This window comes from Mesorhizobium sp. P2_C7 (assembly GCF_056404515.1).
Genome location: NZ_JBFUDW010000015.1, coordinates 58,282 through 75,379, shown reverse-complemented (window position 1 = coordinate 75,379; position 17,098 = coordinate 58,282). Strand labels below are relative to the sequence as shown.

Genomic DNA, 17,098 nt, shown 5'->3' with positions numbered 1-17,098 from the left:
GCCGCCTCAATCGAGACGGCCGGTGGGGACGGCAGGCAGTAATTCCGTTTCGCTGACGACCTCATCCCAGGTCTTCACCTTGGTCTCGCCGTTGAGGAACGGCAATGCGGCAGCGGTCAGTTCGGGGGCGAAGAAGACGTCGTAGTGGGTGCGGTTGGGCAGGATCGCCAGGCGGTTCTGCGAAAGGTTCTCACGCATCCAGCCGGCGTCCTTCAGCCCGCCGCCGAGCATTTGGTAGAACTTGATCTCATGCTCGGGCCTGTACATGTCGCTGTCGCCATAGGCCAGCATGACCGGCATCTTCAGCTTGGCGACGTCGGCGGAGTAATCGTAGTTCTGACGCATGAAGTTGCCGAGCGTGTCGAGGAGCCTCGGGAAGTCCTCGGGATGCGGCGCCACCGCGACGTAGGATTTGTACATCGGCGTGTCCTTCATGAAATCGGCCGCCGCCGCGCTCACCTGGGCCTGCTGGCCGCGCATCTCGGCGTAGAAACCGTCCGCGGCATAGCCGGTCGAAACCAGCACAAGGCGGCGCACCGTTTCAGGATGCTGGACCGCCATGCGGAAGGCGACGCCGCCGCCCAGCGAATAGCCCATGACGTCGACCTTGTCGTAGCCGAGCGCCTTGACGATATCAGCCATGTCGTCACYGATCGCCTCCAGGGTAAACGGCCGATCGCCGAGTGCCGTGCGGCCATGACCCTGCAGGTCGACGCCGATGACAGTGCGGTTCTCGGCAAGCTTCGGCAGAATCGGCGCGAACATGTCAGTGGTGCCAAGACCGCCATGCAGCAGAAGCAGCGGCTCGCCCTTGCCGTAGACTGCATAATAGTAGTTCAGGCCGTTGATCGGCAGCAGGCCGGATCTTTCCGGCTTCGGCAATGCGTTCGTAGCGGTCGTCATGGCAGGTTTTGCCTCCTCTGCATTGGTGGCGTCCGGTGAAGCCAGAAGCGCTGCAGCCGAAGCAAGAATGGCGAAAATCAAGGTTTTGGACATATCGATCTCCTCCTCGTCCCGACAGTATCAAAGCGTTCTGGCGAGCTCTTCGAGCTGGTCGGTGCACTGGCCCCAGCCTTCGTGAAAGCCCATCTTCTCGTGCTGCTCGCGGTCGGCGGCATTCCAGTGCCTGACCCGAGCAATGTAGCGGGTCTTGCCATTGCCCTCGTCCTCGAAGGTCAGCACGCCGGTCATGAACGGCTTTTCCGATGGCTCCCACGCCTTTGTGTAGGCGTCGGTAAAGACGATCTTCCTGCCGGGGACGACTTCGAGGAAAACGCCGGGGTTGGGGAATTCATTGCCGTCGGGGTCGGCCATGACGACAAGGCTCGAGCCGCCGGTGCGCACATCCATCTCGGCGCGCGGCGTCGTCCACGGCTTTGGCGAGAACCACTGCGTCACCAGTTTCGGGTCTGTCCAGCAGCGATAGACGTTGTCGCGTGGTGCATCGATGATGCGGGCCAGAACCAGTTCGCGGTCATTGGCGGGGGCGATGTCGAGCTTGGTGGTCATGATGGGGTCCTTGCGTGGTTTCATCTGGCTTGCGTCCCTAGGACGAACGGATGACGCGCAAGTCGACATCGCCAGCGAAAAATTCTGGGCCACCAAAAAATTCTGGGCCAGCGAAAAAATCTGGAGAATGCGCCGGCTGGATAGTGCTCACGAACGAAGGAGCCTCAGTGGCGCTTGGCTTGCACCAGATAGGCGTCGATCTCGGTCTCGCCGAGCCACTTGGCCGCCTCCAGCCGATGCAGGCCTTCGACCAGGATGTGGCGCTTGCCGTCGTGGCGGACCTGGATCGGCGTTTTCATGCCATTTTCGAGGATGTCCTCGGCCAGATGCCGGACGGTCTCGGGATGCAGCGTCTTCTTGCGTGCCGTCGGCACGTAGATGTCGTCGACCTTGACCTTCTGGATTCTCAGCATGCCGCCTCCGGTGGCGGAAAACGCCGCCCTTTGTGGAGATAGTCTTTTTGGCCACAGGGGCCAAGGGCGCGGCTAACGAATGCTGGCCCGATGGTTTCCATTTGACGCTTGACCGCCAGATCGCCGAAATGGCGCCTTTGAAACTTCAGGGCTTCATGATCAACCTTCCGACCGAATTCCCCGATTTCGGACTGACGCCGGAGCAGCGCCGCCACGCGGTACGCGGCCATTACTACGAATGGCCTGGGATGGATGGCGAGCGCGGCGAGATCTGGTGCTACAGCGACCGGTTTTCCTATCGCGCCGGCGAGACAGTGGCGTTGCATGTCAGTTCGACGGCTCCGGCATTCAACATGGCGATCGTCCGCGACGGCGGCACCGAGACCAAAGTGTTCGAGAAATCAGGCATCGCGGCGCGCTGGCAGGACTGCCCCGACCAGTGCTCGGCCGAAGGCTGCGGCTGGGAAGCCTCGTTTGAATTCCGCGTCGGGGCAGACTGGCCGTCCGGCGCCTATCGCGTGACGCTTGAAGCGGACGGCCGCGACGGCAAGCCGATCCATTGCCATCATCTCTTCATCGTCAGCCCGCAGCCCGGCAAGAAACCCGGCCGCGTGCTGCAGGTGGCGGCGACGGGCACCTGGCTCGCCTACAACACCTGGGGCGGCTCCAACCACTATCAGGGCATCACGGGGCCGGACCGCAACCAGTATTCGCCCATCGTGTCGACGCAACGCCCGTGGTGCCGCGGTTTCGTCGTGCTGCCGAAAGATGCGCCGCGTGTGCCGCTGGAAGTCGCCGTACCGCCAAAGACGGTGCCGCGATATCCACACATGGAATGGGCGCTCGCCACCGGTCATTCGAAGAAGTACGCCTCGTCCGGCTGGGCCAGCTACGACAGCCATTTCCTCCGCTTTGCCGAACGGTGCGGCTATGGCGTCGACCTCGTCAGCCAGCACGATCTGCATTTCTCACCTGAGATTCTCGACGGTTACGACTGTGCCGTCTTCGTTGGCCATGACGAATACTGGACCTGGGACATGCGCGATGCGGTCGACGCCTATGTCGAGCGCGGCGGCCATGCAGCGCGCTTTGCCGGCAATTTCATGTGGCAGACGCGGCTGGAGGACGAGGGCCGCCGGCAGGTCTGCTACAAATACCGCGCACGTGCCGAGGACCCCGCCTATCTCCACGGCGGCGACGTCACCCGCGCCACCAATTCCTGGGAAGCGCCGGAAATCGGCCGGCCGGGTTCAGCGACCTTCGGGCTCAACGCGACGCGCGGCGTCTATGCCGGCTGGGGCGGCTGCGCGCCGCGCGGCGTGCGCGGCTTTCCGGTCTACCGGCCAGAGCATTGGGCCTTTGCCGGCACCGGCGTCTATTATGGCGACCTGCTGGGCGCCGACAGCCATGTCTATGGCTATGAGGTCGATGGGCTCGACTTCGAGATACGCGGCGGCCTTCCCTACCCCACCGCGACCAGCGGTGCGCCCGACGGGTTGCAGGTTCTCGCCGTTGGCATGGCATCCCAGGTCGAGGAAAGCGCAGATATCCCGATAGAGGACCAGTTCCTTACCGACGAGGATGGCCGCTTCACCGCCGAAACGCTGTTCGGCGAGGCCAGCGACGCCAATCTGGAAAAAGTCAAACGCGGCAACGGCATGATCGTCAATTTCCCGCGCGGCAAGGGCGAGGTGTTCCATGCCGGAAGCTGCGAGTGGGTCGCCGGCCTGCTAAGACAAGACCCGATGGTCGAACGCGTCACCAGGAATGTCCTCGACCGTTACCTCGGCCGAAAAAAGAGGGGCGAATGATCGCTGTGCAGTCCGTTGAAACCGACCGCCGACCGAACCTTTTCCATTTCACACGAATCCAACGGCCAATTGTGGACCGCGCCGATGGGATCTACCTATGGGACAAGAGCGGCCGCCGCTACATCGACGGATCGAGCGGCGCGGTTAACGTCAACATAGGTCATGGTAACCGCAACGTCATCGACGCGATGACGCGGCAGCTTGATCGCGTGAGCTTCGCCTACATCTTTCAATTTGAGAACGAACAGGCCATCGAACTCGCGCGGGGGCTGGCCGATCGGCTACCGAACGGACTCGACCGCATCTATTTCGTCTCGGGCGGCTCTGAGGCGATCGAGGCCTGCCTCAAGCTTGCGCGGCAATGGGCGGTAGCAACAGGTCAGGACAAACGCTGGAAAGTCATCGGACGTATGCCCTCCTATCACGGCGTGACGATCGGCACGCTTGCCGTCACTGGCGACGACATCCTCACCAAGACTTTCGATCCGATCGGTCGGCCGATGCCTTTGGTGCCGGCCCCTTTTGTCCATCGCGATCACGACAATCTGTCGACGGAACAGCGTGGCATCCGCTACGCCGATATGCTGGAGGAAAAGATCCTGGAGGAAGGGCCGGAAAGCGTGCTCGCCTTCGTCATGGAACCGATCGGTGGTGCCGCGACCGCAGCGCTGGTGCCGCCCAACAGCTATTTTCCGCGTATCCGCGAAATCTGCGACCGCTACGGGATCCTGTTGATCCACGACGAGGTAATGACTGGCATCGGACGCACCGGAAAATTCCTGGGTGGCGACCATTGGTCCTGCCGGCCGGATATCGTCGCGCTGTCGAAGGGCCTTTCATCTGGCTATGCCCCGCTTGGGGCACTTGCCGCGACACAGAGGATCGTCGGGCCGGTTGTGGAGACCGGTGGCTTCCTGCACGGCCACACATATGGCGGCAACCCGGTCGCTTGTGCAGCGGGCGTTGCGGTGCTTGGAGAGGTCGACCGCCTTGGCCTGGTCGAGAATTCGGCCAGCATGGGCGAATTGCTGAGGGGTGAACTCAAGGCCCTGACGCGGCGCTTTCCTTTCATTGCCGACGTGCGGGGCAAGGGGCTGTTCATGGGAGCGGAGATTTACGCGGATCCGCTGGCCAAGGAGCCATTGCCACAGGGCCTCAACGCCAATTTGAGGCTCATCGATCTGGCGTTCGAGCGCGGATTGATCATCTATTCGCGGCGCGTGCGTGGCGGGCCAGTGAGCGACAATTTCATGGTCTGCCCGCCTCTGATTGTGACCCGCGATCAGATTGGTGAGATCATCGCGGTCCTTGGCGACTCGCTGCAGGCGCTGGCCGCCGAACTCGACCTGCCGGTCGAAGGCTGAGGGGCAAAGATGGCGCCGCGAAAAGTCATCATCACCTGCGCCATAACAGGCTCGGTGCACACGCCGTCGATGTCGCCCTACCTGCCGGTGACGCCGGACCAGATCGCCACCGAGGCGATCGCGGCCGCCGAAGCCGGGGCCTCGATCCTGCACCTGCACGCCCGCGATCCCGGGGATGGGCGGCCGACCGCCGATCCGGACGTGTTCATGAAGTTCCTGCCGCGCATCAAGCAGGCCACCGACGCGGTGATCAACATCACCACCGGCGGCTCGTCGCTAATGACGCTGGACCAGCGGCTGGCTGCGCCGCTCAGGGCCGAGCCAGAAATGTGCTCGCTCAACATGGGCTCGATGAACTTCGCGCTGTTTCCGATGCTCGACAAGCCCAGGGAATGGCAGCACGAGTGGGAGCCGAAGCTGCTCGAAGCCACGCGCGATACCATCTTCAAGAACACCTTCGCCGACATGGAGGGCGTGCTTGAGCGGCTGGGCAAGGGCTGCGGCACGCGCTTCGAATTCGAGTGCTACGATGTCGGGCACCTCTATTCGCTGGCACATTTCCGCGACCGCGGGCTGGTGTCGGGACCGCTGTTCATCCAGTTCGTGCTGGGCATACTGGGCGGCATCGGTGCTGACCCGGACAATCTCGTCCATATGAAGCGGATCGCCGATAAGCTGTTCGGCGATAGCTATCAGTTCTCGGTGCTGGCCGCCGGCCGCAATCAGATGCCGCTGATCTCGATCGCCGCGGCGATGGGCGGCAATGTCCGCGTCGGGCTGGAGGACAGCCTCTATGACGGCCGCCAACTGGCGAAGTCCAATGCTGATCAGGTGCGCCGCATCCGTGGCATTCTCGAGGGGCTGTCGCTGGACGTTGCCTCACCCACCGAAGCGCGCGACATGCTGGCGCTCAAGGGTGGCGACCGGGTGGCGTTCTGAGGGCGTACTGGGTGTCGAGCGGCAAGGGAGGAGCTGATATGGAAAAGGTTCTCATTTCAGCCTGCCTGCTCGGCAGCAAGGTTCGCTACAACGGCTCCTACCGGCTAAACGACCATCCCATTCTTGCGCGCTGGCAGGCGGAGGGGCGGATCGTGCAGATCTGCCCGGAGGTTGCCGCAGGCTTCTCCACGCCACGTCCTCCGGCGGAAATTCGAGGCACAGGCGACGGCCGCGCAGTGCTTCACGGTCAAGGCCGAGTGGTCGAGCAAACAGGAAACGATGTGACCGCACTTTATCTCGAAGCCGGGCAGCTCGCACTCGATCTCGCCCGAGAAACAGGGTGCCGGTATGCGGTCCTTACTGACGGCAGCCCGTCCTGCGGCAGCAGTTTCATCTATGACGGGAGTTTCAGGGGTACCCGGGTGGCTGGCCGTGGCACGACCACCGCGTTGCTGGAAGCGAACGGCATTCGCGTCTTTTCGGAAGACGGCATTGACGAGCTTGATGACCTTCTGACCAGGCCGGGCTCGGCCGGCGCCGCGGCCTGACCCATGCCAGAGAAGACCCAAGCCGGGACCACCGACACCGTTATCCGACCCGGCCGCATCGACGACGTCGACACCATCCATGCGGCGATCCTGAAACTCGGGACACACATCGGCGCGCCGGAGGAGATCATCTCGACCGCAGATGATCTCAGAGCCTACGGCTTTGGCGAAAAGCCTGCCTTCTCGACCCTTATTGCCGAAGTGGGTGGCGAATTCGCCGGCCTGTGTCTGCATTTTCCGATCTTCTCGACCTGGATGGGGCGGCCTGGCGTCTATGTGCAGGATCTCTATGTCGAGGACCGGTTCCGTGGTCGCAAGATCGGCGAGCGCCTGCTGCGGCATGTCGCGGCGCAGTGCCGGAAGGAAGGCGGCGTTTATCTGAGGCTGTCCGTCGACACCGACAATGAGGTCGCCAAGGCATTTTATGAAAGGCTGGGCATCGCCTGGTCGAGCTACGAGCAGACGCAGAAGATCATCGGTGATGCCTTTTTTGCCTTTGCCGACGCGCCGCAGAATGGGGAGCAGGAATGAAAGCCTTCTATGCCGAGGAACAGAAACGCCACGACCCCAAGGCCTTTCTTTCGAGCGGTGCCGCGAAGCCCAATCCGGAACAGCCCGAACGGGTCGAACGACTGTTGGCCGGGGCATTATCTGCCGGCTGCACGATCGAGCGGCCGCGCAATCACGGGCTTGGCCCGGTCTCGGCCGTGCACACGCCGGAATATCTCGACTTCCTCGAGCACATTTTCGAGCGCTGGCAGCGCATTGAGGGCGCTTCCGCCGAGGTCATCCCCAACATCCACCCGATCGCGCGGTCAGGCAGCTATCCCGCCTCGGCGGTCGGCCAGGCCGGCTATCATATGGCCGACACCGCTTGCCCGATCTCGGGCGAGACATGGCAGAGCGCGCTGTGGAGTGCATGGAGCGCCGTCGAAGCCGCTGAAGCCGTGACGTCAGGCGCGCCGGCCGCCTATGCGCTATGCCGCCCGCCCGGCCACCATGCCTTTGCCGATGTCGCCGGCGGTTTTTGCTTCATCAACAATTCGGCGGTCGCCGCTCAGGTTCTGCGCAAACAGGCTGCGCGCGTGGCGATCCTCGATGTCGACCTGCACCACGGCAATGGCACGCAAGGCATCTTCTATGAGCGGCCGGATGTGCTCACCGTCTCGCTGCACGCCGATCCGGTGCGCTTCTATCCGTTCTTCTGGGGCCATGCCGATGAGCGGGGCGAAGGCGCGGGCCTTGGCTACAATTTCAACCTGCCGCTGCCGCGCAAATCCGCCGATGCGGCGTTTCTCGAAGCGCTAGCGGTGGCGTTCCAGCGCATCCGCGCCTTTTCGCCGGACGCGCTGGTCGTGGCGCTCGGCCTCGACGCGTTCGAGGGCGACCCGTTCGGCGGGCTTTCGGTGACGACACCGGGCTTCTCACGCATTGGCGAGGCCATCGCCAAGCTCGGCCTGCCGACCGTCATCGTCCAGGAGGGCGGCTATCTCTGCGACGAACTCGGCGACAATTTGACGGCCTTCCTCACCGGTTTCGGTGGCAAGAAGGCGTGATTTCAAGCGGGCGTCAGGAGCGCTGCTGCCTGAGCTTGGCGATGACCCGGTGCACGCTCTCCAGCGTTTCGTCGATTTCGGCCGCCGTGTTGTAATGCGCGATGCCGATGCGCACGACCCCATGTTCGGCCGGAATGCCGAGCTGGTGGACGATCTCCCAAGCGTAGTTGTGGCCGGACCACAGGAAGATGTTTTCGGCGTTCATCTGCCGAACGATCGTCTCCGGCACAATGCCGTCGACGGTGAAGGACACTGTCGGCACACGTTCGGCCAGCCGCTTCGGATCGGTGATGCCGTGAATGGTCAGGCCTGAAATGTCCGACAGCCCGTCGATCAGCCTTTGCGCCAGCGGGTTTTCGTAGGCGATCGACACCTCGAACGCCTTGGCGATCTTGCGCCTTCGCGACCCACCCTCGCCCGCTGCCGCACCCAATCCTGAGAAATAATCGACCGCGGCTGTGAGGCCCGCCATCAGCTCGATCTGCGGCGTGCCGAGTTCGAACCGCTCCGGCAGGCCATCCGACGAACAGCGGCATTTGTAGGGTTGCAGGCCATCGATGACATCGCGCCTGCCCCACAATATGCCCATGTGCGGACCGAAGAATTTATAGGCCGAGCAGATCAGGAAATCGCAGCCGAGATCCCTGACGTCGATCAGGCCATGCGGCGCAAACTGCACGGCGTCGACATAGACCAGGGCGCCGGCATTCCGGGCGATGGCGGTCAAAGCCTTCACCCGGTTGATCGAGCCAGTGAGGTTGCTGGCGTAGTTCAGCGCGACCAGCCGGGTCTTCTCCGAAAGCAGACCCGCCAGCGTCGCCTCTTCGACCTGCCAGCTCTTTTCGTCGAACGGCAGCCAGCGCACCACCAGGCCAAGGTCCTCGGCCAGTTGCAGCCAGGGCGAGACATTACCCTCATGGTCCATGCGGGTGAGGACGATCTCGTCGCCGGGCTTCATCGTGCGGCCGAGCGTGCGCGACATGTGATAGGTCAGCGTCGTCATGTTGGCGCCGATGATGATTTCCTCAGGGGTTTCCGCACCGAGGAAATCGGCCATCGCCTGATGCGCCTCGTCGACGACGGCCTGCGCTGCGACAGTCGTTTCGAAATAGCCGCCAAGGTTGGCGTTGGTGGTCAGAAGGCAGCGCGACACGGCGTCGGCGACTGCCTGTGGCACCTGCGTGCCGGCAGGATTGTCGAGATAGATACGCCGCCGCCCCTTGTCGGTCAGGGAGAGGGCCGGAAACCTTCCACGCACTGCCTCGATCGGAAAATCCACCATTGTCTCCACCCTCTGTCATTCCTGGATAATTCTGTCCCCCATCAAGGACAGGGATTGCCGACGCGCTGATGGATCGCGTCCACCGCCTTCTGCATCTCTTCGGTCCAGACGACGTCGACCGAAGACAACGCCATGTCGAGCTGCGCAAGGGTGGTCGCGCCGACGATGTTCGAGGTGACGAAGGGCCGGCTCGAGACATAGGCATTGGCAAACAGCGCCGGTTCGAGGCCAAAGGAGCGCGCCAGCTCATTGTATTCGAGCTGTGCCTCGGCCGCGTTGGGTGTCTCGTAGCGCTGGCCGCGGTTGAAGAGCTGCGTGCGCGACCCCTGAGGGCGGGCGCCATGGTCGTATTTGCCGGTCAGATAGCCCTGCGCCAGCGGCGAGTAGGGAAGCAGCGACACCTCTTCGCGTTCGCAGACCTCGGCGAGGTTCACCTCGAAGGTGCGGTTGACGAGATTGTAGGCGTTCTGGATCGACGCGACGCGGGGACCGATGCCTTTGTCGGCCTCGGCCAGGAACCGCATCACGCCCCAGGAACTTTCGTTCGACAGGCCGAAATGGCGGATCTTGCCGACTTTCACCAGTTCGTCGAACACGGCAAGCGTCTCGGCGATCGGCGTTTCGTCGGTTGGTGCGCCCACAGAATCGGCGCGGCGCGGTACGGCGCCAACGCGCGTCGGGTTGGCGCCCCAGGGTATGTCGCGTTCCGGCCAGTGGATCTGGTAGAGGTCGAGATAGTCGGTGCCGAGCTTGGCCAGCGATTTGTCGATGGCGTCAAAGATATCGGCACGCACCAGTTGCGACGGCCTGTCGCCGCGAAACCAGCCGTTGGCGGTGCGGCCGACGACTTTTGAGGCCAGGATCACCTTGTCGCGGTTGCCGTTGGCCTTCATCCAGCTGCCGATGATCTTCTCGGTCCGCCCTTGCGTCTCCGCCTTGGGCGGGATCGGGTAGAGCTCGGCGGTGTCGATGAAATTGACGCCGCGCGAGAAAGCCAGATCCATCTGGGCGTGGCCATCTGCCTCGGTGTTCTGTTGGCCCCAGGTCATGGAGCCCAGGCAGATCTGGCTAACAAGAAGATCGGTCCGACCGAGACGGCGTTTGTGCATGGAATTCTGCTCCGGAGGGAAAGCTTGCGTGGCGGCGTGGGAAGGAAGCCGCATCTATAGGGAAAGCAGAGGCGCTCTCCAAGCCTCGCCAGCCCGACTTTTGGGTGAACCAGTGGCGTTTAGCGGCGAGCGCCGGCCAGCGCGCGGCGCTTTGCCTCGTCGATCAGCATATTGGCCACCTGCATGCGGATCATGGCGCGCTGGCGCAGGTGCGGAGCGACACGGTCCGGATGGTTGGCAAAGGCGAAGCTGCGGCGCATGCGGCCAAAATCGGCGACCTGCTTGGGCTGATTGAGGCCAAGTTCGACGGCAATGGATTCCGGATCGATCGGCGGCAGGCTTTCCTCGGGCTTCAGCTCTTCGCCGGCGAGTGCCAGTCTGGCATGCTCGAGCAAGGCGGCGAATTCGGTCGCCAGATCGGCGCCGGCCTCGCGATATTCAGTGGAAAAGCTGCTGCCCGAAACCTTGATGCGGCCGGAATGGAGTTCATCGGCCACCGAGAGATAGTCGAACGGGATGGATGGACGAGCGCCGGACTCTTCGCCCTCGATCCCGTCGAGCTTGTCCGAAGCGACGAAGAGGTCGTCGAGCAACGAAGCGAAATCCCGCTTGGCGCCAGTAGCGATGTCAGCCTCCCCCTTGCTCGACTATCCAAGCTTCGGACCATAGAACCGGCTCGTTAAAAATGCATGCCACCGATGTTAACGAATTTAGCCGTTGCCGGGACCAAAGCTGCGGTATCTGCCGTCCCAAAACAAAAAGCCGGACTGCACTTTCACGCAGTCCGGAATTCGCCAGGAGTGGCGAGGAAAAGCCGGCCATGTGCCGGCGTTCAGCCTACGGTGCGCATCGGGAAAAAGTTTCACCCGCTCGCAAAACTATGCTCGGAAAAATCATCAGGACATGGCAGGCATGCAAATGCTGCACTGCACAATTGTCACGATTCACCTATATTAGCAGCCGTGGAGGAATCAACCAGGAGCCTGAACCATGGGTTTCTTCACTGAAATGTTCGCCCGGCCGCGGCCGCAGGAACATCTGAGATACCGCTCGGCACTCGCACTGCTTCATTCGATGAGCAATGCCGACCGCGCCGACATCGGCATCAAGCCCGCCGACTTTCCGCGCATCGCCCGCGAAATGTCCATTCGCTAAACACGTACGCTCGCGAGATGTCCCGGACCCGTCCAGGACATCTCAAAAACCTCAAGTCCTTCAGCGCGCGCCGAGGAACGTCGCCTTGCCCAATGGCACGCCATTGTGACGAAGGATGTCGTAAGCGGTGGTGAGGTGGAAATAGAAGTTGGGCATGGCCACATGCAGGAGATACTGCAGGCCGGGCATCGAGCGTTCGCGCCCGCCAAGCTTCAACTCGATCACCTTGTCATCCGACCCGTCGAACTCGGCGGCTGAAAATGTCGCCAGCAGGTCCAGGGTCTTCGTGATGCGCGCCTGGATATCGGCAAAACTCGCCTCGTTGTCCTCGTAACTCGGCACTTGCCGACCGGCGAGCCGTGACGGCGCCCCCTTGGCATGGTCGGTGGCGATCTGCACCTGCCTGGTCAGCGCAAACATGTCGGGCGCCAGCCTGGAGGTCAGGAACACCTGCGGGTCGATCTTGCGCTCAAGCGCATTCTGTTCGGCTGCCGCCAGTATGGTGGAAAGGGCTTTCAGCCTCTCGGTAAACACAGGCACGGACACCTCATACATCGATATCGTCACGTCAAATCTCCTTGTCCGGCCGGAACGCCGGCGGATGGACGTAGCGCCTTCAGGCACGATTCTTCAAGCACCACCAGCGCCACGTCACCACGTTGCCGCAATCGCCATAGTAGAATCTCCCCATCGAGCGGAGATTCCCGATGAGACGCGCCCTTTTCGCAGCGACTGCCTTTCTCTCCCTTGCTACAGCAGGCCAAACAGTACTGGCCGCCAACGATACACCCGAAACGCCGTATGTCGACGATCGATCAAGCGCCGACGCCGTCGTCCGCTCACTTTACAGCGCGATCAACCGGCATGAATTCGCTCGCGCCTGGGGTTATTTCGGAGATACAAAGCCAGCAAAGGACTTCGACAGTTTCGTCAAGGGCTATGACGGCACCGACAAGGTCGAGGTCGAGACCGGTGCAATTTCAGACGAAGGCGCTGCCGGCAGCATTTTCTACAATGTCCCTGTCGCCATTCGCGCCACCGACAAGACCGGCGGCGAAAAGGTCTTTGCCGGCTGCTATACGCTGCGCCAGGTCAATGCCCAGGTCCAGGCCGCGCCGCCCTTCGATCCGATCCACATCGAAAAAGGTGCGCTGAAACCCTCCACCGCCGATTTCGAGGAGGCGCTGCCGCCAAGCTGCGGCGACGGGCCGCCACCTCCGAAGAAGGACACGGCACTGGAGCAGGCCAAGAAGGCCTTCCTGGCGACTTATGGCGACCAGTGCGACAAGCAGTTCCTGGCCGATGAGCCGACCGTTTTTTCGATCAAATACAAGGACAAGGATGCAGCGCCCGGCGACCCCGACAAGGAAACACGGCTGTTCCATTTTTCCTGCTCCGCCGCTGCCTACAATGAAAGCTCGGTCTACTACATGACCGACGAGCTATCGGCCGTGCAGCAATTGCAGTTCGCCGAACCCAAGATGGATATCCGCTACGAGAACAATAACAGCGACGGCAAATTGCTGGGCATGAGCATCGTCGGCTTCCAGACGACCGGCTGGGCGGTCAATTCCGATTATGACGAGGAAGCCCACACGATCACCACCTTCAACAAGTGGCGCGGCGTCGGCGATGCATCCGATTCGGGGACGTATCTGTTCCGCAATGGCAATTTCTCGCTGGTCCAGTACGACGTCGACGCATCCTACGACGGCGAGGAGAATCCGCAGACGGTTGTCGACTACAATACCGCGCCCTGAGGGTTAGCCCGGCTTCCCGCACCGTCGATCAAGGTGCTTTCGACAGCATCCAGTTGAGGGTGCCGCGCCAATCGGTCATGCGGATCGGCGTGCCGTGGGTGCCTGTCTCGAAACGGACGAAGCGGGTCGGATAGGGATAGGCTTTCGATTTGGCGATGATGGCACGGAAGAAGGCTTCCTGCTTTTCCACCGGGAAAACCACGTCATGGCTGCCCTGTCCGAAGAAGACCGGGACGTGACGCCTGAAGGCCGGGCTTGAGAAAAAACTCTCGTCCCATAGCGAGCCGAGCAGCAGCAGGCCGTTGATGCGCCGGCCCGTGTCGTTGCGGGCAGCAAGCTTCCAGCACAGGGACCCGCCCATCGAGCCACAGGCGATGAAAATCTTCGCGCTGGGAGATTGTTCGGCATAATGATCGATCAGCGCCGCCACCTGGGCCGCGCCCTTGTCGCCGAAATCGGGAAAGTCGGGGCTGAGATAGAGGCCGCCATTGCCGGCCATCAGGTTCTTGAGCCGGTTGAAATTGCCGCCGAAGGTGAAGTCGTCGACGCCTTGCTTGCGGCTGCCGCCCTGCCCGTGCAGGTAAAGCACGATGATGCCGGCGCCCTCGGTCTTGCCGACGGCAACGTGCCTGACATCGCCGGCATCGGTTTTCAGCAGCAGATCCTGCTGCACCTTGCGCACGCTGGTGTCGGTGTATTGGGCGCGCACCCTGCGCTCCGGCACCTCGTCACGCTGGTTGATGTCGCGTAGCTCGTGGTAGTCGAGGACGGTGTAGGCGCCGCTGGTGTCGGACGACAGCACGGCCGGATAGGCGAAGAGATCGTCCTTGAAGGGTTTTAGCGACAGCGTCTGACTTTGCGCGGCCGCCGACAACAGGGCCGTCGCGGTTACAAAGACACAGAAAAATCGGAAGCGGAAAGACATGCCAGCAGGCATGCGTTTTTCAGCTTCGGTTTGTCAATCCTGCAATACGCCGCCGGCGCCTTCCAGCGCTTCGCGGGTGTCGACATCGACGGACGCCGCTGCGCCGATCTCTACATCGATGACATCGAGCCCTTCGGCCTCGACCAGATGGCGTGCACCGGTGTCGCCTTCCAGATGGGCGATCGCCGGAAACAGCGAGCGCGGCAAAAGCACCGGGTTGCCGCGCTTGCCATCATGCGAGGCGCGCACCACCGAATTGCCGCCGGCCTTGCGGAATGCATCGATCAACCTGTCGAGGTCATCAGACGAGACGCCCGGCATGTCGCCGAGAACGATCATCACGCCGGCGGAGTCTTCGGGCAGATAGGCAATGCCGGCCTTCAGCGAGGTGGACAGGCCGTCGGCGAAATCGGGATTGTCGGCGAAAGCGACATCCAGCCCCGCCAACGCCGCCTGCACCCGCTCGCGCTGGTGGCCGGTGACGACAATTGTGCCCGAAGCCTTCGAGCCGAGCGCTCGCTCGGCGGTGCGGCGCACCAGCGGCTTGCCGTCGAACAGCGCCAAGAGCTTGTTCGGCCCGCCCATGCGGCTCGACCGGCCCGCCGCCAGAAGCACGATGCCAACCTTGAGCTTGTTTTTGGGCGGCAGCGGTTCACGCGGCTGCGGTCGGGTCGGGATTTCCATCAACAGCCCGCCGACGCCCATGCCGGCGATATCCTTGGCGGTCACGTCAAGGCCGGCGATCAACCGGTCCAGCACCCAGTCGAAGCCATTTTCCTTGGGGCTGCGGGCGCAGCCGGGTGCACCGATGACACGTTTGCCGCCGAGCGTGCCGAGCACCAGCAGATTGCCGGGGTCGACCGGCATGCCCGCGCGGATAACAGTACCACCCGCCCTCTCGATCGCCGCCGGAATGACATCGGCGAAATCGCTCATCGCCGAGGCGCCGAAGATCACCACCATGTCGTTGTCGCGCGCCAGCAAGGCCGCGGCCTCCGCCACCGGAGCGATCTCGTGCGGGGTGCGACGCTCCGCCGTCAGCCTGCCGCCGGTGCGCGCCAGCCGCGCTTCGGTGACGCGCAGCGTCTTGTCGAGCACGCTCGGCTTGATGCCCGGCAGGACGGTCTGGATGACGCCGACATGGACGGGCTGATAGGCGTTGACGGCAAAGATTTCCCCGCCGGCGCAGATTTTCGTGACCGCATCGACCAGGGCAGAGCTGACCGCGAAGGGAATGATCTTCACCGTCGCGACCATCTGGCCTTTCTCGACCGGCGCATGCTGCGCCAACGTGGCGATGGTGATGGCGGGATCGACGGCGTTGATGGCGTCGATGACAGCGGCGTTGACGGTGAAGATTCCGGCTGACCCGGCGTGGAGATTGACCCGCCCGGTCGCGGCCGGCCGGGCGTCGATGCCGCGAAAGGCCATGCTCTCGGCTATTTCCTGCGCGGCGGCGTCCTCACTGAGATCGTCGGCGGCCAGCACGGCCGCAACGACCTGGGAAATGCCGGCGCCGCGCAGCAAGGCCACGTCTTCGGCGTTCAGCCTGTGCGCCTTGCGAAAGCGCCGTTCGCCGGCCGTGGTGGCATGCGCCAGCACCGCACCTTCGGCCGCTTCGATCGGAATCGGGCCGAATTTCACGCTGCCGCGCCTTTCACTTCCAGACCGCGCGAGCGGAAGGCATGGACGACCTGCGCCAGCACCGCGACCGCGATCTCGGCTGGGCTGGCGGCACCGATGTCGAGCCCGATCGGCGCGTGAATGCGGGCGATCTCGTCGGCGCTCGCGCCAAGCGCCAGCAAGCGTTCGACACGCTTGGCGTGGGTTTTGCGGCTGCCAAGCGCGCCGACATAGAAGCAGTTGGCGTCGAGCGCTGCCTTCAGCGCAAAATCGTCGATCTTCGGATCATGGGTGACAGCGGCAAGCGCCGTGTAGCTGTCGAGCGGCTCGCGCTTCAGCACGTCCTCCGGCCATTCGGCGTGCAGGGTGACGTCGGGAAAGCGGTCTGATGTGGCAAAGGCGGTGCGGGGATCGATGATCTCCAGGGGATAGCCTGCGATCCTGGCCATCGGAGCCAGTGCCTGGCTGATGTGCACAGCGCCGACGACAACCAGCCGCGGCTGCGGCAGATGCGCGTTGAGAAAGAAGGTCCGTCCTTCGGCCTCGACCGAACCGGAATTGCCTGATCGAAACGCCCTGGCGACAGCAACGCCGAGATCGCCTGCAACCTGGTCGCCTTCGCGCACGATACGGTCGCGGCCGTCACCGAGATCGGTGACGAGGATCGCCGCGCGGCGGGCGCGGCGTTCGGCGTTCAACATCTTGAGCGCATACGGGTCCATAAAGGTCAGCCCAATCTTTCAACATAGACTTTGATGCGGCCGCCGCAGGACAGGCCGACCTGCCAGGCGGTTTCGTCGGCAACGCCGAACTCGAGCATCCTGGCCTTGCCTGTGTCGATCACATCGATCGCTTCGGTAACCACCGCGCCTTCGACGCAGCCGCCAGAGACCGAGCCGTGGAAATTGCCGTCGGCGTCGATGACCAGATGGCTGCCCACGGGACGAGGCGCCGATCCCCAGGTCTCGACCACCGTGGCGATGGCGACATCCTTGCCGTCCTTCATCCAGGCTTCCGCGATGATCAGCGGATCGCGGGCCTCGTCGAGATAAATGCTGTTTTCCATGATCGCTTCTCTTGGAGTCTGTTTATGATCTGGGCACC

19 protein-coding genes are annotated in these 17,098 nt (G+C 62.9%); 8 read left to right on the top strand and 11 right to left on the bottom strand.

The genetic code is table 11. The features are described from left to right. Positions 1 to 6 precede the first annotated feature (6 nt). From AC1D2G_RS26775 to AC1D2G_RS26765, 3 genes are all read right to left on the bottom strand, one after another. On the bottom strand, positions 7 to 996 hold the full coding sequence (locus tag AC1D2G_RS26775; RefSeq protein ID WP_477417769.1) for an alpha/beta fold hydrolase: 990 nt from the start codon (positions 994 to 996) through the stop codon (positions 7 to 9). Positions 997 to 1,023: 27 nt separating this feature from the next. Beyond that, the gene (locus AC1D2G_RS26770) at positions 1,024 to 1,509 is read right to left on the bottom strand and encodes an SRPBCC family protein (RefSeq protein ID WP_477417960.1); all 486 of its coding nucleotides are present in this window, start codon (positions 1,507 to 1,509) and stop codon (positions 1,024 to 1,026) included. 164 nt (positions 1,510 to 1,673) lie between these two features. Next, positions 1,674 to 1,922 carry a ParB N-terminal domain-containing protein gene (locus tag AC1D2G_RS26765; protein ID WP_095085577.1) on the bottom strand — a complete coding sequence of 83 codons (249 nt, stop codon included), beginning with the start codon at positions 1,920 to 1,922 and terminating at the stop codon, positions 1,674 to 1,676. Between the two features lie 155 nt (positions 1,923 to 2,077). Here AC1D2G_RS26765 and AC1D2G_RS26760 point away from each other — a divergent pair, with 155 nt between their 5' ends. The 6 genes from AC1D2G_RS26760 to AC1D2G_RS26735 are packed head-to-tail and all read left to right on the top strand — an operon-like array spanning position 2,078 to position 8,140. Then, a complete protein-coding gene (locus AC1D2G_RS26760; protein WP_477417958.1) occupies positions 2,078 to 3,733 on the top strand; it encodes a N,N-dimethylformamidase beta subunit family domain-containing protein in 1,656 nt (551 codons plus the stop codon). Continuing rightward, positions 3,730 to 5,097 (top strand): aminotransferase family protein, encoded by a 1,368-nt coding sequence (locus AC1D2G_RS26755; protein ID WP_477417767.1) that lies wholly within the window; start codon positions 3,730 to 3,732, stop codon positions 5,095 to 5,097. Before AC1D2G_RS26760 ends, AC1D2G_RS26755 begins: the two co-directional genes overlap by 4 nt. Positions 5,098 to 5,106: 9 nt before the next feature. Further along, positions 5,107 to 6,036: a 3,5-dioxohexanoate:acetyl-CoA acetone transferase gene (kce, locus tag AC1D2G_RS26750; protein ID WP_477417765.1), complete on the top strand. Its 930-nt coding sequence runs from the start codon at positions 5,107 to 5,109 to the stop codon at positions 6,034 to 6,036. A gap of 38 nt (positions 6,037 to 6,074) precedes the next feature. Beyond that, complete coding sequence (locus AC1D2G_RS26745) at positions 6,075 to 6,584, top strand: 2-thiouracil desulfurase family protein (RefSeq protein ID WP_477417763.1); 510 nt, start codon at positions 6,075 to 6,077, stop codon at positions 6,582 to 6,584. Positions 6,585 to 6,587: 3 nt separating this feature from the next. Beyond that, positions 6,588 to 7,115: an N-acetyltransferase family protein gene (locus AC1D2G_RS26740; protein ID WP_477417761.1), complete on the top strand. Its 528-nt coding sequence runs from the start codon at positions 6,588 to 6,590 to the stop codon at positions 7,113 to 7,115. Further along, positions 7,112 to 8,140 carry a histone deacetylase family protein gene (locus AC1D2G_RS26735; RefSeq protein WP_477417759.1) on the top strand — a complete coding sequence of 343 codons (1,029 nt, stop codon included), beginning with the start codon at positions 7,112 to 7,114 and terminating at the stop codon, positions 8,138 to 8,140. The genes AC1D2G_RS26740 and AC1D2G_RS26735 overlap by 4 nt, the downstream gene beginning before the upstream one ends. Positions 8,141 to 8,153: 13 nt before the next feature. Here the strand turns inward: AC1D2G_RS26735 and AC1D2G_RS26730 are convergent, their stop codons facing one another. The 3 genes from AC1D2G_RS26730 to AC1D2G_RS26720 all read right to left on the bottom strand — a co-directional run bounded on the left by AC1D2G_RS26730 (position 8,154) and on the right by AC1D2G_RS26720 (position 11,124). Beyond that, positions 8,154 to 9,422: a cysteine desulfurase-like protein gene (locus tag AC1D2G_RS26730; RefSeq protein ID WP_477417758.1), complete on the bottom strand. Its 1,269-nt coding sequence runs from the start codon at positions 9,420 to 9,422 to the stop codon at positions 8,154 to 8,156. A gap of 41 nt (positions 9,423 to 9,463) precedes the next feature. Then, positions 9,464 to 10,531 carry an aldo/keto reductase gene (locus AC1D2G_RS26725; RefSeq protein ID WP_477417756.1) on the bottom strand — a complete coding sequence of 356 codons (1,068 nt, stop codon included), beginning with the start codon at positions 10,529 to 10,531 and terminating at the stop codon, positions 9,464 to 9,466. Between the two features lie 119 nt (positions 10,532 to 10,650). Further along, entirely contained in the window at positions 10,651 to 11,124 is a 474-nt protein-coding gene (locus AC1D2G_RS26720) for a hypothetical protein (RefSeq protein WP_095085555.1), read from the bottom strand. A gap of 397 nt (positions 11,125 to 11,521) precedes the next feature. Between AC1D2G_RS26720 and AC1D2G_RS26715 the strand changes: the two genes are divergently transcribed. Next, complete coding sequence (locus AC1D2G_RS26715) at positions 11,522 to 11,686, top strand: hypothetical protein (RefSeq protein ID WP_023810361.1); 165 nt, start codon at positions 11,522 to 11,524, stop codon at positions 11,684 to 11,686. 60 nt (positions 11,687 to 11,746) lie between these two features. Here AC1D2G_RS26715 and AC1D2G_RS26710 read toward each other — a convergent pair whose 3' ends face one another. Further along, positions 11,747 to 12,253, bottom strand: a complete 507-nt coding sequence (locus tag AC1D2G_RS26710; RefSeq protein ID WP_095085553.1) for a DUF1993 domain-containing protein — start codon at positions 12,251 to 12,253, stop codon at positions 11,747 to 11,749. A 140-nt stretch (positions 12,254 to 12,393) separates the two neighbouring features. Between AC1D2G_RS26710 and AC1D2G_RS26705 the strand changes: the two genes are divergently transcribed. Then, complete coding sequence (locus AC1D2G_RS26705) at positions 12,394 to 13,446, top strand: DUF1176 domain-containing protein (protein WP_477417754.1); 1,053 nt, start codon at positions 12,394 to 12,396, stop codon at positions 13,444 to 13,446. A gap of 28 nt (positions 13,447 to 13,474) precedes the next feature. Here the strand turns inward: AC1D2G_RS26705 and AC1D2G_RS26700 are convergent, their stop codons facing one another. From AC1D2G_RS26700 to AC1D2G_RS26685, 4 genes are read right to left on the bottom strand one after another with little or no spacing between them, the layout of a single operon-like run. Further along, entirely contained in the window at positions 13,475 to 14,371 is an 897-nt protein-coding gene (locus AC1D2G_RS26700) for an alpha/beta hydrolase family protein (protein WP_477417956.1), read from the bottom strand. Between the two features lie 33 nt (positions 14,372 to 14,404). Further along, on the bottom strand, positions 14,405 to 16,015 hold the full coding sequence (locus AC1D2G_RS26695) for an NTP transferase domain-containing protein (RefSeq protein WP_477417752.1): 1,611 nt from the start codon (positions 16,013 to 16,015) through the stop codon (positions 14,405 to 14,407). Further along, complete coding sequence (locus AC1D2G_RS26690; protein ID WP_477417750.1) at positions 16,012 to 16,716, bottom strand: XdhC family protein; 705 nt, start codon at positions 16,714 to 16,716, stop codon at positions 16,012 to 16,014. The genes AC1D2G_RS26695 and AC1D2G_RS26690 overlap by 4 nt, the downstream gene beginning before the upstream one ends. Before the next feature lie 5 nt (positions 16,717 to 16,721). Next, positions 16,722 to 17,060: an XdhC family protein gene (locus AC1D2G_RS26685; RefSeq protein ID WP_477417748.1), complete on the bottom strand. Its 339-nt coding sequence runs from the start codon at positions 17,058 to 17,060 to the stop codon at positions 16,722 to 16,724. Between the last annotated feature and the right edge of the window lie 38 nt (positions 17,061 to 17,098).

Excerpts from the sequence above, each read along its gene's own strand:
- AC1D2G_RS26770 (WP_477417960.1), bottom strand. The coding sequence starts at position 1,509 with ATGACCACCAAGCTCGACATCGCCCCCGCCAATGACCGCGAACTGGTT.
- AC1D2G_RS26765 (WP_095085577.1), bottom strand. The coding sequence starts at position 1,922 with ATGCTGAGAATCCAGAAGGTCAAGGTCGACGACATCTACGTGCCGACG.
- AC1D2G_RS26760 (WP_477417958.1), top strand. The coding sequence starts at position 2,078 with ATGATCAACCTTCCGACCGAATTCCCCGATTTCGGACTGACGCCGGAG.
- AC1D2G_RS26755 (WP_477417767.1), top strand. The coding sequence starts at position 3,730 with ATGATCGCTGTGCAGTCCGTTGAAACCGACCGCCGACCGAACCTTTTC.
- kce (WP_477417765.1), top strand. The coding sequence starts at position 5,107 with ATGGCGCCGCGAAAAGTCATCATCACCTGCGCCATAACAGGCTCGGTG.
- AC1D2G_RS26745 (WP_477417763.1), top strand. The coding sequence starts at position 6,075 with ATGGAAAAGGTTCTCATTTCAGCCTGCCTGCTCGGCAGCAAGGTTCGC.
- AC1D2G_RS26740 (WP_477417761.1), top strand. The coding sequence starts at position 6,588 with ATGCCAGAGAAGACCCAAGCCGGGACCACCGACACCGTTATCCGACCC.
- AC1D2G_RS26735 (WP_477417759.1), top strand. The coding sequence starts at position 7,112 with ATGAAAGCCTTCTATGCCGAGGAACAGAAACGCCACGACCCCAAGGCC.
- AC1D2G_RS26730 (WP_477417758.1), bottom strand. The coding sequence starts at position 9,422 with ATGGTGGATTTTCCGATCGAGGCAGTGCGTGGAAGGTTTCCGGCCCTC.
- AC1D2G_RS26725 (WP_477417756.1), bottom strand. The coding sequence starts at position 10,531 with ATGCACAAACGCCGTCTCGGTCGGACCGATCTTCTTGTTAGCCAGATC.
- AC1D2G_RS26715 (WP_023810361.1), top strand. The coding sequence starts at position 11,522 with ATGGGTTTCTTCACTGAAATGTTCGCCCGGCCGCGGCCGCAGGAACAT.
- AC1D2G_RS26705 (WP_477417754.1), top strand. The coding sequence starts at position 12,394 with ATGAGACGCGCCCTTTTCGCAGCGACTGCCTTTCTCTCCCTTGCTACA.
- AC1D2G_RS26700 (WP_477417956.1), bottom strand. The coding sequence starts at position 14,371 with ATGTCTTTCCGCTTCCGATTTTTCTGTGTCTTTGTAACCGCGACGGCC.
- AC1D2G_RS26690 (WP_477417750.1), bottom strand. The coding sequence starts at position 16,716 with ATGGACCCGTATGCGCTCAAGATGTTGAACGCCGAACGCCGCGCCCGC.
- AC1D2G_RS26685 (WP_477417748.1), bottom strand. The coding sequence starts at position 17,060 with ATGGAAAACAGCATTTATCTCGACGAGGCCCGCGATCCGCTGATCATC.